Below are 12,033 nucleotides of genomic sequence, written 5' to 3' on the forward strand. Positions count from 1 at the left end.
TCAGCCGCCGGCCGGCGGGGGGTCCACGGCACCGTCGTCGCGTTCCCCGTCGGCCGGCGCGGCCAGGACCGTCCGGCCGGTGGGTACGAACTCGCGCAGCAGCACCTGCACGATGCCGGCGGCCGGGATCGCCAGCAGGGCGCCCACCAGGCCCGCCAACTCGGCCGCCAGCAGCACGCTGAACAACACCGTCAGCGGGTTCAGCCGGACCGCGCGGGCCATGATGACCGGTTGCAGCAGATGGTTCTCCACCTGCTGGTAGACCACGAAGAAGACGAGCACCACGATGCCGGCGGTGGGGGAGCGCGCGAAACCCGCGCCGGCCGCGACGATCGCCCCCAGCGTGGCGCCGACCAGCGGGATCAGGTCCACCACGGCGACGACCAGGGCGATCACCGCGGCGAACGGCACGTCGAGCAGGAGCAGCACGGCGAAGGTCAGGCCGCCGCAGATCAGGCTGATCACCAGGTTGCCGCTCAGGTAGCCGGTGACGATCCGGGACGAGTCGCGGCCGATGCGCCGCAACCGTTCCGCCGGGCCGTCCCCCACCAGCCGCAGCGTGACGGCCACGATCCGGGGCGCTTCCAACACCATCAGGTACGCCAGCACCACCACCGTGACCAGCGCGGCGACGGCCTGCGCCACGCTCCGGACCAGCCCGACGGTCGGCTCGCCGAGCTGGGAGCCGTACCGGCGCAGATGGCCCGGCTCGGCGTACCGCAGGAGGTGCAGGCGGTCCAGCAACTGGCCGATCGGCCCCCGCCCGGCCTGCGTCTCGTGCACCACCTTCGGCGCCCGGTCGGCGAGCCGGCCCAGCTCGTCGACCAGCGGCAGGACAATCAGCGCCCCCAGCGCGGCCAGCAGCACGAACGTGGCCAGGAAGACAAGCAGGGTGGCAAGCGCCCGCCGGCGTACCCGCCGCTCCAACCGGTCCACGAGCGGTTTGAGGGCGACCGCGAGGAACGCCGCGACCAGCCCCCAGACGAGCACGCGGCGGGTTGCCCAGACCAGCGTCAACCCGACCACGGTCGCCAGCACCAGCACAATCACGATCAACGTCCGGCGGGCGGTGGTCCGGTCGTCGGCGACGCTCATCCGCGCGGCTACCCGCCCTACCGGCCGGAAAACCCGCGCTCAATCCACGTCGGCGTCGGTGACCGGCCAGGCGTCGGCGGCGAACGCGTCGAGCGCCGCCCCGTGCAACACGGTGCCGGGCACCGGGTCGCCGGCGACCCGGGCGGCGAGGCGGCGCACCGGCAGCCGCCCGGCGCGCGCCGCGCCGGCGAGCACCACGTTGCCGTACCGCCGGCCGCGCAGCATTCGCCGGTCGGTGATCAGGCAGACGTCGACGAAGACCGCGCGCAGCGTGGCCACCTGCGCGCGGGTGTGCGCCAGGGGCGGCAGGTCGGCGAGGTTGACCAGGTAGACACCGTCCGGGCGGAGCACCCGGGCCGCCTCGGCGGCAAACTCGACGGCCGCCACGTGCCCGGGCATCCGGGCCGCCCGGTAGACGTCACCCACCACCAGGTCGTACGTCCGGTCCGGCGTACCGGTGACCGCGTCGCGGGCGTCGCCGAGCGTCACCACCACCTCCGGCGGCACCGGCGGCAGCTTCCGGCGGACGAGGTCCACCACACCGGGGTGGCGCTCGACGACCCGCTGCGTCGAGCCGGGACGGGTGGCGGCCAGCCAGCGGGGCAGGGTGAGCGCACCGCCGCCCAGGTGCAGGGCGGTCAGCGGGTGGCCGGCCGGCGCGCTCAGGTCGATCACGGTGGCGATCCGCCGGACGTACTCGAAGTGCAGGTGGCGGGCGTCGGCCACGTCCACGTAGGACTGCTCCACCCCATCGGCGAGCAGCGTGCGCCCGGTGGGCCGGGCCGGGTCCACGACGATCTCCAACACCTCGGCGTCGCTCTCCACCGCGGCAACGCTACCGCCGCGGGCGCGGTGTTAAGCGGGGCCCCCGCCTATACCGGAAGCGTTAAGCGGGGGCCCCTCCTTACACCTCAACCGGCGGTGTCGAGAGCGGCGTCGACGCGCTGGGCCAGGTCGACGTCCGCGGCGGTCACGCCGTCGGCGTGCTGGGTCCGGACGGTGAGCACGGCGTTGTCCGGGTCGGGGCGGCCGATCTGCGGACCACGCCCACCCTCGGCCCGGAGCCGGTCCAGCCGGTCCAGCAGCCGGTCCAGGTCGCCGCCGGGCAGCTCGATGGTGCGCACCAACGACCGCCTGTCGCTGGACCAGTAGGGCAGCGACGCCAGCGCGTCCCGCAGCTCCGGCTCGGTCAGCGGCGGCGTGGCCGAGGAGGCGCCCACCAGGCCACCGCCGTAGTCGGCCGGTGCGAGCAGGTCCCGCAATCCGTCGGGTACGCGCAACGAGCCGACCAGTTCTGCGTCGGCGTCGGCGAGGGCGGCCAGGGTCGCCTCGGCCTGGTAGCGCGCCTGTTCCGGGGTGAGCCGGCTGCGCCGCCCGACTTCGGCCAGGAAATCCGGCAGGTCGTGCCGCCGCTCGATGCCGTCCACCGGCACCACGTCGTGCAGCTTCACCGGCACCGCGTCGAGCAGCCGTTCCCGTTCGCTCTCGTCGAGCGCCCGGGCCAGGGCGAGCACCGTGGCCTCCGCCGCGATCTTCGCCTCGGTGAAGTCGACGCCGGCGCGTCGGCTCACGTCGTCGACGAGCTCCCGGTAGCTCATCGTGGCGGCCCGTCCGGTGGGCGGATCCGGAAGCGGGCGTGGCCGCTCGGCCACCCCGACCGGGGGCGGCGCGGGACCGCCGCGCGTGCTGTCCGGCTTGTGCCGGCCGGCCGGCGGCGGGCCGGACCGGTCGTGGCGGTCCAGCGAGGTGACCTGCTTGGACGCGCTCAGGCTGGCGCCGGTCTGACTCGGTCGCCGCCCCTGCTCGCGGGCCTGGCGGGCGAGGGCCCGGCGGCGCTTGTTGTCGCCCTCCATCTGCTTGCGCATCGTCGCACCTCGTTCCTGGTCGGTTGCGCCTGCGCCGGTCGCCTTCCCAGCGCTGCGGGGAAGCTAACGGGTGCTGCGGGGAAGCTGACGGTCGCGGCCGGGAAGCGCACGGGCGCTGTGGGAGCGGTGGCTTCATTCCCTGGGGGTGAGGAACGGTCACCCCGTCGGGTCGCAGGATCGGGGGTGGACCGGACAACTTCCGACGCACGCGGAAGGGTAGGTCGTGATGAAACGGATCGTGGAGATCGTCCCCGCTCGTCCCGGTTGGTATGCCCGGTGGCGCCTCGGCCCGGAGACCACGCGGTGCTATCCGGTGACCCTGTGGGCGCTGCTGGAGCGCCATGACGGCAGCGGACGCGAGGTGGTCGGCGTCGACTGCGTGGGGCAGTGGCCCGGCGCGGACGACGCCGCAACCGTGGACTTCGTCCGCTATCTGTTTCAGACGCCCGATTCCGGGATGCCGGAGGACGCCGAACCACCCGCGGCGGGTCAGACCCGTGAGACCGGGACGCACGTCGCGGCCGTGCCCGCCGCCTGAGCCACCCCTCCCGGCCCCCGACCCCTGGTCCCAGGGTCGGGGGCCACCCCCTGTCCGGGATCGGTGAGGGGATGGCCTCAGCCCACCTCGCGGGCGTCGGCGGCTGCCGCCCGCGAGGTGACCACGTCGTGGGTGGCGCCGGGCGCCGCGTGCGGGGCGACGGCCAGCACGTCCGCCAGACCGGTGCGGTCGAGCAGCCGCTGGATCCGCGGATTCAGCCCGAGCAGGTGGACCGCGCCGGCGCCGGCGCGGTGCACGACCAGCAGCGCGCTCAGGCCGGAGGAGTCGCAGAGCGTCACGCCGGCGAAGTCGAGCCACAGCTCCTGGTGGCCATCGCGGCGCAGCCCGGCGGCTGCCTCGACGAGGTCCGGCGCGGTGTCGAAGTCGAGCTCACCGGCGAGCCGCAGCCGGGCGGACCCGGCGTCGATCCGGTCCACCTCGATGGACAGCAGCGGCGCGCGCACCGCTTGATGGTCCCAGCCGCCCGTGCCCGGGGCCACCCCCGGGCTCATGCGGACACGATCGAGCCGGGGGCGGGCCGGCCGCCCGCCGCGGGGCGGTCCAGCAGAGCGGTCACCCCGGTCATGTCGAGGATGGTCGCCAGGAAGCGCGGGACGGAACGGAGCTCGATCGCCGTGCCGACCTGCTGACCCTCCCGCCAGGCGTGCACGATCACCGACAGGCCGGTGCTGTCGAGGAAGACCAGGTCGGCGAAGTCCACCACCAGCGTGGCCGGATGCGCGGCGAGCAGGCGGTCCACCTCGGTCCGCAGCGGCATGGCGGTGGTGTAGGCCAGGTCACCTCCGACGCTCACCACCGGCGCGGCGGGATCGGAATCGTCCACGGAGAGGCTCAGCGGCGTCGCGTCGGGCTTTCTCCGTTGGGGCACCACTCATCACGCCTTTCCGCAAGCTGCCGGTCGGGCAGGCACGTTCGGATCGTAACAACCCCGCAACCGGACCGCTCGGCGCGCGTCCGTCACCCGGCGGCGCGCTCGGGTGGCGGTGCGGCCGGACCGGCGTAGGGTGGGGTGACGAGACGTGACCACGGGTGCCGGGTTTCGGCACCCGACGGATGTCGACGAGGAGAGTGGGGCCCCGCTGGTGACTGCTTCCGACGTCAGGGGTTCCGACCCGGGCGACGGACGGATCTCCACGACGAGTGCCGCACGGGCTCCGGCGTGGTCCGCCGTCGCCGCGACCACGTCCGAGCTCCCACCGCTGGCCCCCGACTTCGACGTCGCCGCCGTACCCGAGTGGTCCGAGGTGGTGGAGCACTTCCGCGAAGGCCTCATCGTCTGCGACGCCGACGGCGTGGTGCGTCAGGTGAGCCCGGTCGCGGAACGCCTCGTCCCCGAGGTGGCGCCCGGCGAGGTGCTCGCCGCCGCCGCGGTGGCGCCCCTGCACGGCGACGGCCCGGCCGAGTTCACCCACCACGGACGGCGGCTGCGGCTGCGTCCGGTGTCGCTCTCGCGCGGCCGGCGCTGCTGGTACGTGGAGGACGTCACCGAGAGCGTCAGCCGGGCCGACGCGCTGCTTGCCGAACGGGCTCGTTCGCTGTTCCTCGCCGTGGTCGGCGAGAAGCTCGGCAATCCGCTGCACCCCGACCGCGCCGCCGCCGCCGTGGCACGGCTCGCGGTGCCCGCGGTGGCCGACGTGGCGGTGCTGGTGCTGGCCCCGCGCGCCGGACGGGCCCGCTGGTGGCGGGCGGTGCGCGCGGACGACGAGGCCCCCGCCGTGGATACCGGCGTGCTGCCCGCCGCCGCGCTGCCCGCGGCGATCGAGGCCGGTCTCGCCGGCGCCGAGCCGCACGCGCTGGACTGGCTGGCCGAGCAGGCCGCCGAGGCCGGTTGGCTGCCCGGCCTCGACGTGCCCGGCGCGACCGCCCGGGTGGTGCCCCTGCCCGGCCGGGAGTCGCCGGCCGGTGTGCTGCTGGTGGCCCGCCGGGCCGGTCGCTGGTACGACGAGGCCGACGTCGACCTGGTCCGGGCGTTTGCGGCCCGGGCCGGCGCGGCGCTGACCACCGCCCTGCTCTACCGCGAGCAGGCCGAGGTCGCCGACACCCTGCAGGCCAGCCTGCTGCCGGTCGAGCCGGCCGCGGTCTCGGGCGGGCAGTGGGGCACGGCCTACCGGCCGGCGCAGGCCGGGTTGCGCATCGGCGGCGACTTCTACGGCTCCCACCGGCTCACCGACGGCGGCTCGGTCTTCTTCCTCGGTGACGTGTCGGGCAAGGGCGTGGAGGCGGCGGTCTTCACCGGGCAGCTCCGCCAGTGCCTGCACGCGCTGCACCGGGTCGAGTCGCAGCCGGGCCGGTTGCTGAAGCTGCTCAACGACGCGCTGCTGGAGACGACCCAGGCTCACGGGCAGGGTCGGTTCGCGACCATGGTGCTCGGCGTGAGCCGACCGCACCGCGACGGCGGGCTGACCCTGACCCTGGCCGGCGGCGGTCACCTGCCTCCGCTGGTGCTGCGCGAGTCCGGCGCGGTCGAGGTGGTGCCGTTGAGCGGGATGCTGATCGGCGTGGTGCCGGACCCGCGGATCGGCGAGGTGACCGTGCACCTGGCGCCGGGGGAGACGTGCCTGCTCTACAGCGACGGCGTGACCGAGGCGCGGGGTGGGCGGCGCGGCGCCGAGCAGTTCGGCGCCGAGCGGCTGCTCACCGCCGTGGCCGGCTGCCATCGGATGCCCGCGGCGGCGTTGGCCGAGCGGGTCGAGCAGGTGACCTGCGACTGGCTGGCCCACGGCGACCACGACGACATCGCGGTGCTCGCGCTGCGGGCGACGGGTCCGTCCGGCCGCGCGTCCCGGCACCTGCACGCGGTGCCCGGCCCGACCAACGCCGACCGAGCGAGGGAGCAGCCCGCGTGACCGCGACGAGCACCGGGGCCGACCCGGTCCGCGCCTTCCCCGGCTATCTGGAGTGCCTGGCCGAGGCCGACGAGCAGGGCGCCGTGACGGTGGCCCGGGAGCTGCTGGAGGCCGGTGTGCCGGCCGAGCGGGTCCTGCTCGACCTGGTCGCCCCGGCCCAGGCCGAGGTGGGGGAGCGGTGGGCGCGCAACGAGTGGAGCGTCGCCCAGGAGCACGCCGCCACCCACATCAGCGAGCGGGTGGTGGCCGCGGTGGCCGCGTACGCCGATCCCCGCCCGACCCGCGGCCGGATCGTGATGGCCTGCATGGACGGTGAGTGGCACGCGTTGCCGGCCCGCCTGGTCGCCGAGGTGCTGCGGCTGCGGGGCTGGCAGGTCGTCTTCCTCGGCGCCAGCGTGCCGGCCGCGCATCTGGTGTCCTACCTGCACCGGTACGACGCCGACGCGGTGGCCCTGGCGTGTGCCCTGCCGATGCGGCTGCCGCACGCCCATCGGATGATCGAGGCGTGCCGCCGCTCCGACGTGCCGGTGGTGGTGGGCGGGCGCGGGTTCGGCTCGGACGGCCGCTGGGCGCGCGTGCTCGGGGTGGCGTGGGCACCGGACGCACCGACCGCGGCCGATCTGGTCGCCGACGACCGGGCGCTGCGCGCGACGCCGCCCGCGCGCCTGGACCACCTCGCCGACGACGAGTACGCCAGCCTGGTCAAGCGGCGCGGTGAGCTGATCGACAGCGCGCTCGCCGACCTGCGTGCGCGGGTGCCGGCGGTGACCGACTACACCCCGGCGCAGCTCGACTCGACAGTCGGCGACCTCGGCTACATCGTCGACTTCCTGGCCGCCGCGCTCTACGTGGACGACGGGACGCTGTTCGCCGAGTTCGTCGAGTGGCTGGTGGAGATTCTCGTCAGCCGCGGCGTGCCGGCGGCTGCGGTCGGGCTCACCCTGGACCACTATGGACACGAGTTGCGCGACTTCCCGCGCGCGGCCGGTTTCCTCGGCCGGGGGCGCGCCGTGGTGGGCGGCCGGTCCGCGGCGGCGGCGGGCCGCTGAGCCGCGAAACACCGCACACCCCCTATACTTGCTGCACTGCAAGGGTTCGCCTGCGGTGGGAGCGAGAGGGGCCACGGTGACGTTCACCGTCACGCATGCCCGGCGCGGCGAGGCCGGCGCCTGCCTTCGGCTCGCCGGCGAACTCGACCTGAGCACGGTCGGGACGCTGAGCGCGACGATCGACCGGCTCATCGCCGAGGGTCGGCGTGAGCTGCTGCTCGATCTCAGCGAGTTGACGTTCTGCGACTCCACCGGCATCGCCGCCTTCGTGCGGGGGGACAACCTCGTCGCCGACGACGGCGGGTGGCTGCGGCTCACCGGAGCGACCGGCCGCGTGGCCCGGGTGCTCCAGGTGACCGGCCTGGCCGAGGTGCTGCGCCACGATCGCGACACGTTCGACCCGACGCGGTCGGCCAGCGCCTGATCGGATAGATTTCCCCGCCAGCGGCCGGCCGTGCGGTCGGCGCCCTCCTCGAGACGAAGCAGGTAGCCCCATGGGTCAGCCCAGCCCCAACCCCGTTCGTATCCTGGTGGTGGACGACGATCCGGGCGATGTCCTGATGATCGAGGAAGCGCTTGAGGATTCCGACGTCGAGAAGGTCATCGACGTGGTCGCCGACGGTCAGGAGGCGATGGAGTTCCTCCGTCGCGAGGGTCGGCACGCCGAGGCGCGGCGACCGGACGTCATCCTGCTCGACCTCAACATGCCTCGGATGGACGGGCGGCAGGTGCTCGGCGAGGTCAAGCGGGACGAGAACCTGCGGACCATCCCGATCGTGGTGCTGACCACCTCCAACGCCGACACCGACGTGGTGAGCAGCTACACGCTCCAGGCCAACGCGTACGTGACCAAGCCGATCGACCTGGACGACTTCAACGACGTGGTGCGCCGCATCGACGAGTTCTTCGGCCGGGTGGTCGTGCTCCCGAAGCACGCCTGACGGACGCCCGCGTCAGGCCAGCGCCGCCACCACCGTGACGGCCCGCTTCTCGTGCTTGGCGTACGCGTCGGGGAACGCGGAGACCTGCACCGCCTGGGCCGCGCCGGTGACGCTCATGTCCGCCCAGCCGCGCACCTCGACGAGCGCGGTGAGGAACGCCCGGGCGGCGTACGCCGGCCGCATCAGTTCGGCGACCGTGCCCCAGCCGCTGCTCGGGCGCTGCTGGAACAGCCCGACCGAGTCGTGGTCGGAGCCGCTGCCCTGGTGCGGGTGGTCGAAGGACGCGGGCACCACGTCGCTGGCCAGGTTGTAGAGGTCGCTCTCCTGCATGGCGGTGGCCACCGCCACCACCATCGCCCGGCGCGGCAGCCTCATGTCCCGTCCGACGTCGACGATGGCCTTCGCGTTGTCCATCTGCCGCTGGTCCAGGCCGGCGACGGGCCGCGGGTGCCGGGGGCGGACGACCTTCTTCGGCGCCTTCTTCCGCGTCGGTGTCGGGCTGGGCGTGGCGATCGGCGCGGGCGCGGCGACCGGTGGGGCGGCGCGGGTGAAGTCCCGGGAGGCCCGCTGCTCGACGGCGGCCCGGTCGGCGAGCGCCTCGCGTACGTCCGGGTGCGACTGCCGGGCCTCGCCGACCCCGGCCACGCCGACCAGGCCGAGACAGCAGGTGATGCCGGTGGTCACCGCGATCCGGCCGGGGACGGACCGGGCCGGCCCGCGCCGGGGCGGCTCCGCGGCGCGATGACGCCCCACCCTCCGTCCGGCCGATGCCGGGTCGATCGTTCGGCCGGCCGGGCGCTTCGCGGGCAAGGGCTGGGAGTCGTCGTGGTCGGCATGCACCCGCCGAGGTTAGAGATCTTGCGGGCGCTTGCCATCGGGCTGGTTGGTGGCATGCGCCACAATTCGCCGGAATCGACCCCCGCATTACCGTCACGAGCCCCCAGAACGGGCCATCCGTTCGTGTCCGTAAAGACGTCTATGTCAGATTGGACGGGGTAATTCGGGCACGAGCGGGCCGGTGTCGACCCGAACGGCGGCATCGGCCGTTCGACCCAGGCCGCGCCGGTCGCACGGGTCATGACCTGTGGTGCTGGCGGTGGACCTGTCCGCGTACCGGAATCGGGCCCACCGGCGCCGGGGCTGCTCGATACGATGCGGACGGTGACGGGGCAGATGGTCGACGAGCGGGCCGGCGGAGAGCCCGCCGGCCGCCGGAGTCGGCGGGGCACGGTCGTCATCGTCTGCGCCGTGCTGCTCGCCGTGCTCCTCGCCGGCCACCGGGCGGTCCCCAACGTGCGTGGTCTGGGCAGCCTGGTCGACAGCGCCGTCCCGCTGCTCGGCCTCGGCGTACCCCTGCTCGGGCTCGCGGCGTTGCTGTGCCGCTCCCGCCGGGCGCTGCTCGTCGTGCTGCTGCCGGCGTTGGTCTGGGCCGGTCTCTACGGCCGCGCCTGGCTGCCCCCGCCCGCCGTCGCGGACGCCACCGTGGTCCGGGTGGCCAGCCAGAACCTGCGGGCCGGCAACCCCGACCCGGCCGCCACCGTCGGCGCGCTGGCCGGGGACGCGCCGGACCTGATCGGGTTGCAGGAGGTCGACGACGACGCGCGGGTCGCGCCCGCGCTGGCCGGCCGCTACCCGCACCGGACGGCGGTCTCCACGGTCGCGCTGTGGAGTCGCTGGCCGATCCGCGAGGCCCACGGCGTGGACACCGGACTGGGCTGGGACCGTGCCCTGCGCGCCGTGGTGGCGGCCCCCGAGGGCGACCTGACGGTGTACGTCGTACACCTGGGGTCCGCGCGGGCCGGCCACACGACCACCCGGGACGAGACCGTCGCGGCGCTGGCCGGCACCGTCCGTGCCGACCCGGCCGACCGGCTGGTGGTGCTCGGCGACCTCAACACGGCCACCACCGACCGGGCCCTCGACCCGCTGACCCGGCTGCTCGGCGACGCGCAGGCCGAGGCCGGGCAGGGTTTCGGCTTCACCTGGCCGGCGGAGGTGCCGGTGACCCGCCCGGACCACGTCCTCTACCGGGGGCTCACCCCGACCCGGGCCGGCGTGGTGCACACGCCGGACACCGACCATCGTGCGGTCACCGCCGGCTTCCGCTGGTGAACCGGCCGCTCAGTGCCGGCCGTTCTCGGCCGGGGTGACCGTGAGCCGGTGACGGCTCGGGTCGCCGCTGGAGAACGGCCAGAGCCGGTCGGCGTTCGCGACCAGGTCGGCAAGCTGCTCGCGGGTGAGCCCGGCCGAGGAGATCTCGGCGTGCACGTCGGCCCGGTAGCGGCCGTCGTCGTCGCGGCCCAGCCGCGCCTCGGCGGTCACCTGCACGGTGTGCGCCTCGTCGGTGATCTTCCCGGCGGCCTCCACCGCGGCGTGGTGCAGGCAGGAGGCGAACGCGGCGGCCAGGAGCTGCTCCGGTGTCAGGCCGGTGCAGTGCGGCGCCAGCGGGGACGCCAGGGCGGAGGAGAGACCGCCGTCGTCGGTGCGTACATGACCGCCCGCCGCGGTCGCCGTGGCCGTCTCGGTCAGCCAGGAACTCGGATCCGGCATCGCGTTCCTCCCGTCACTCACCGGCGGGCGTTCCCGACCGCCGACCGGCGAAACCGCCGCCGATCAGGGAGTACGCTCAGCGCACCCGACCGCTTGTGGCTGCCTCCAGGGCCATCGCCTCGGTCGCCTCCGCGGCGGCCCGGCGGGTCCACGGCGACACCTCCGGGGCGCGCTGCCGGGGGAGCAGCACGGTCATCGGCACGTAGATCCGGGCGTCGACCGCCTCGGCCAGCAGCAACGCGGCCATCGCGCTCGTCGGGCGCGCGGTCGGGTCGGAGTCGAGGCAGCGCTCGCACAGCTCGGCCACCTCCGACGGCAGCCCGGGGACCTCCGGCAGGGGCCGGGGCGGCCGGCGGCGGCGTACGCCGAGCAGTTGGGTGGCGCTGTCGGCGTCGTAGGGCAGGCGGCCGGTCAGGCAGTAGTAGAGCAGCACGCCCAGGGCGTACATGTCGGCGGCCGGGGTTGCCGGTTGCCGGTCGAGCTGCTCCGGAGCCAGGTAGGCCGGGGTGCCCACCACCATCCCCTCCGGCGTGCGGTCCGGCGCTCCGGCCGGGGTGGCGATGCCGAAGTCGAGCACCTTCACGCCGGACGGCGTGAGGATCACGTTCGCCGGTTTCACGTCCCGGTGCACGATGCCGTGGCCGTGCGCGGCGGCCAGCGCGGCGCACACCTCGGCGCAGACCCGCACCGCGATGCGCCAGTCCAGCGGGCCGGCGCGCAGGTGTGCGGCGAGCGTCTCCCCCTCGGCCAGCTCCATCACGATGTACGGGACCGGCCGCCCGTCCGGCAGCGTGGCCGTGCCGAAGTCGTGCACGCTTGCGACGTTCGGGTGCACCAGTCGCGCCGCCGAGCGGGCCTCGGCCCGGATCCGCTCCACCGAACCGGCGTCGCCGTCCAGGCCGGGTGAGATCAGCTTGATCGCGACCGTGCGGTCCAACACCCGGTCGTGTGCCCGCCACACCTCGGACATGCCACCCAGCGCGGCTCGCTGTTCGAGCTCGTACCGCCCGCCCAGCGTCCTCATCGAAAACTCCCTGCCGTCATCCGGTCCCCCCGAACCCGCTACCCACGCCCCGAGCTGTGCAAACCGCGAGGGTGTACGGCGACCGACCCGCCCGGATGCGCCGC

Annotated in this window: 14 protein-coding genes; 6 read left to right on the forward strand and 8 right to left on the reverse strand. The window is 74.7% G+C overall.

Annotated elements, in window-relative coordinates; all coding sequences use genetic code 11:
• The 3 genes from O7613_RS08295 to O7613_RS08305 all read right to left on the reverse strand — a co-directional run bounded on the left by O7613_RS08295 (nt 1) and on the right by O7613_RS08305 (nt 2,960).
• Entirely contained in the window at nt 1-1,095 is a 1,095-nt protein-coding gene (locus tag O7613_RS08295) for an AI-2E family transporter (protein WP_281589961.1), read from the reverse strand.
• 39 nt (nt 1,096-1,134) lie between these two features.
• A complete protein-coding gene (locus tag O7613_RS08300) occupies nt 1,135-1,920 on the reverse strand; it encodes a fused MFS/spermidine synthase (protein WP_282293082.1) in 786 nt (261 codons plus the stop codon).
• Nucleotides 1,921-2,006: 86 nt separating this feature from the next.
• A complete protein-coding gene (locus O7613_RS08305; RefSeq protein WP_282293083.1) occupies nt 2,007-2,960 on the reverse strand; it encodes a DUF2267 domain-containing protein in 954 nt (317 codons plus the stop codon).
• A gap of 226 nt (nt 2,961-3,186) precedes the next feature.
• Between O7613_RS08305 and O7613_RS08310 the strand changes: the two genes are divergently transcribed.
• Nucleotides 3,187-3,498, forward strand: a complete 312-nt coding sequence (locus O7613_RS08310; RefSeq protein WP_281589956.1) for a hypothetical protein — start codon at nt 3,187-3,189, stop codon at nt 3,496-3,498.
• Between the two features lie 77 nt (nt 3,499-3,575).
• Here O7613_RS08310 and O7613_RS08315 read toward each other — a convergent pair whose 3' ends face one another.
• The gene (locus O7613_RS08315; RefSeq protein WP_281589953.1) at nt 3,576-4,010 is read right to left on the reverse strand and encodes an STAS domain-containing protein; all 435 of its coding nucleotides are present in this window, start codon (nt 4,008-4,010) and stop codon (nt 3,576-3,578) included.
• The gene (locus tag O7613_RS08320) at nt 4,007-4,342 is read right to left on the reverse strand and encodes an STAS domain-containing protein (protein WP_281589952.1); all 336 of its coding nucleotides are present in this window, start codon (nt 4,340-4,342) and stop codon (nt 4,007-4,009) included. Before O7613_RS08320 ends, O7613_RS08315 begins: the two co-directional genes overlap by 4 nt.
• 259 nt (nt 4,343-4,601) lie before the next feature.
• Here O7613_RS08320 and O7613_RS08325 point away from each other — a divergent pair, with 259 nt between their 5' ends.
• The 4 genes from O7613_RS08325 to O7613_RS08340 all read left to right on the forward strand — a co-directional run bounded on the left by O7613_RS08325 (nt 4,602) and on the right by O7613_RS08340 (nt 8,355).
• Entirely contained in the window at nt 4,602-6,365 is a 1,764-nt protein-coding gene (locus tag O7613_RS08325; protein ID WP_282293085.1) for a PP2C family protein-serine/threonine phosphatase, read from the forward strand.
• The gene (locus tag O7613_RS08330; protein WP_281589947.1) at nt 6,362-7,414 is read left to right on the forward strand and encodes a cobalamin-dependent protein; all 1,053 of its coding nucleotides are present in this window, start codon (nt 6,362-6,364) and stop codon (nt 7,412-7,414) included. The genes O7613_RS08325 and O7613_RS08330 overlap by 4 nt, the downstream gene beginning before the upstream one ends.
• Nucleotides 7,415-7,490: 76 nt before the next feature.
• On the forward strand, nt 7,491-7,838 hold the full coding sequence (locus O7613_RS08335) for an STAS domain-containing protein (RefSeq protein WP_281589945.1): 348 nt from the start codon (nt 7,491-7,493) through the stop codon (nt 7,836-7,838).
• Nucleotides 7,839-7,908: 70 nt separating this feature from the next.
• Entirely contained in the window at nt 7,909-8,355 is a 447-nt protein-coding gene (locus O7613_RS08340) for a response regulator (RefSeq protein ID WP_281589943.1), read from the forward strand.
• 12 nt (nt 8,356-8,367) lie between these two features.
• Here the strand turns inward: O7613_RS08340 and O7613_RS08345 are convergent, their stop codons facing one another.
• Nucleotides 8,368-9,039: a hypothetical protein gene (locus O7613_RS08345; protein WP_282293088.1), complete on the reverse strand. Its 672-nt coding sequence runs from the start codon at nt 9,037-9,039 to the stop codon at nt 8,368-8,370.
• A gap of 477 nt (nt 9,040-9,516) precedes the next feature.
• On the opposite strand from O7613_RS08345, the gene O7613_RS08350 reads away from it, so the two are divergent.
• Nucleotides 9,517-10,467, forward strand: coding sequence for an endonuclease/exonuclease/phosphatase family protein (locus O7613_RS08350; RefSeq protein WP_282293090.1), 951 nt, complete (start codon nt 9,517-9,519; stop codon nt 10,465-10,467).
• 9 nt (nt 10,468-10,476) lie between these two features.
• On the opposite strand, the gene O7613_RS08355 is transcribed toward O7613_RS08350, so the two are convergent.
• Nucleotides 10,477-10,905: an OsmC family protein gene (locus O7613_RS08355; RefSeq protein WP_282293092.1), complete on the reverse strand. Its 429-nt coding sequence runs from the start codon at nt 10,903-10,905 to the stop codon at nt 10,477-10,479.
• 76 nt (nt 10,906-10,981) lie between these two features.
• A complete protein-coding gene (locus O7613_RS08360) occupies nt 10,982-11,929 on the reverse strand; it encodes a serine/threonine-protein kinase (protein ID WP_281589936.1) in 948 nt (315 codons plus the stop codon).
• Nucleotides 11,930-12,033 lie beyond the last annotated feature (104 nt).

Source organism: Micromonospora sp. WMMD975 (assembly GCF_029581215.1).
Classification (GTDB): domain Bacteria; phylum Actinomycetota; class Actinomycetes; order Mycobacteriales; family Micromonosporaceae; genus Micromonospora.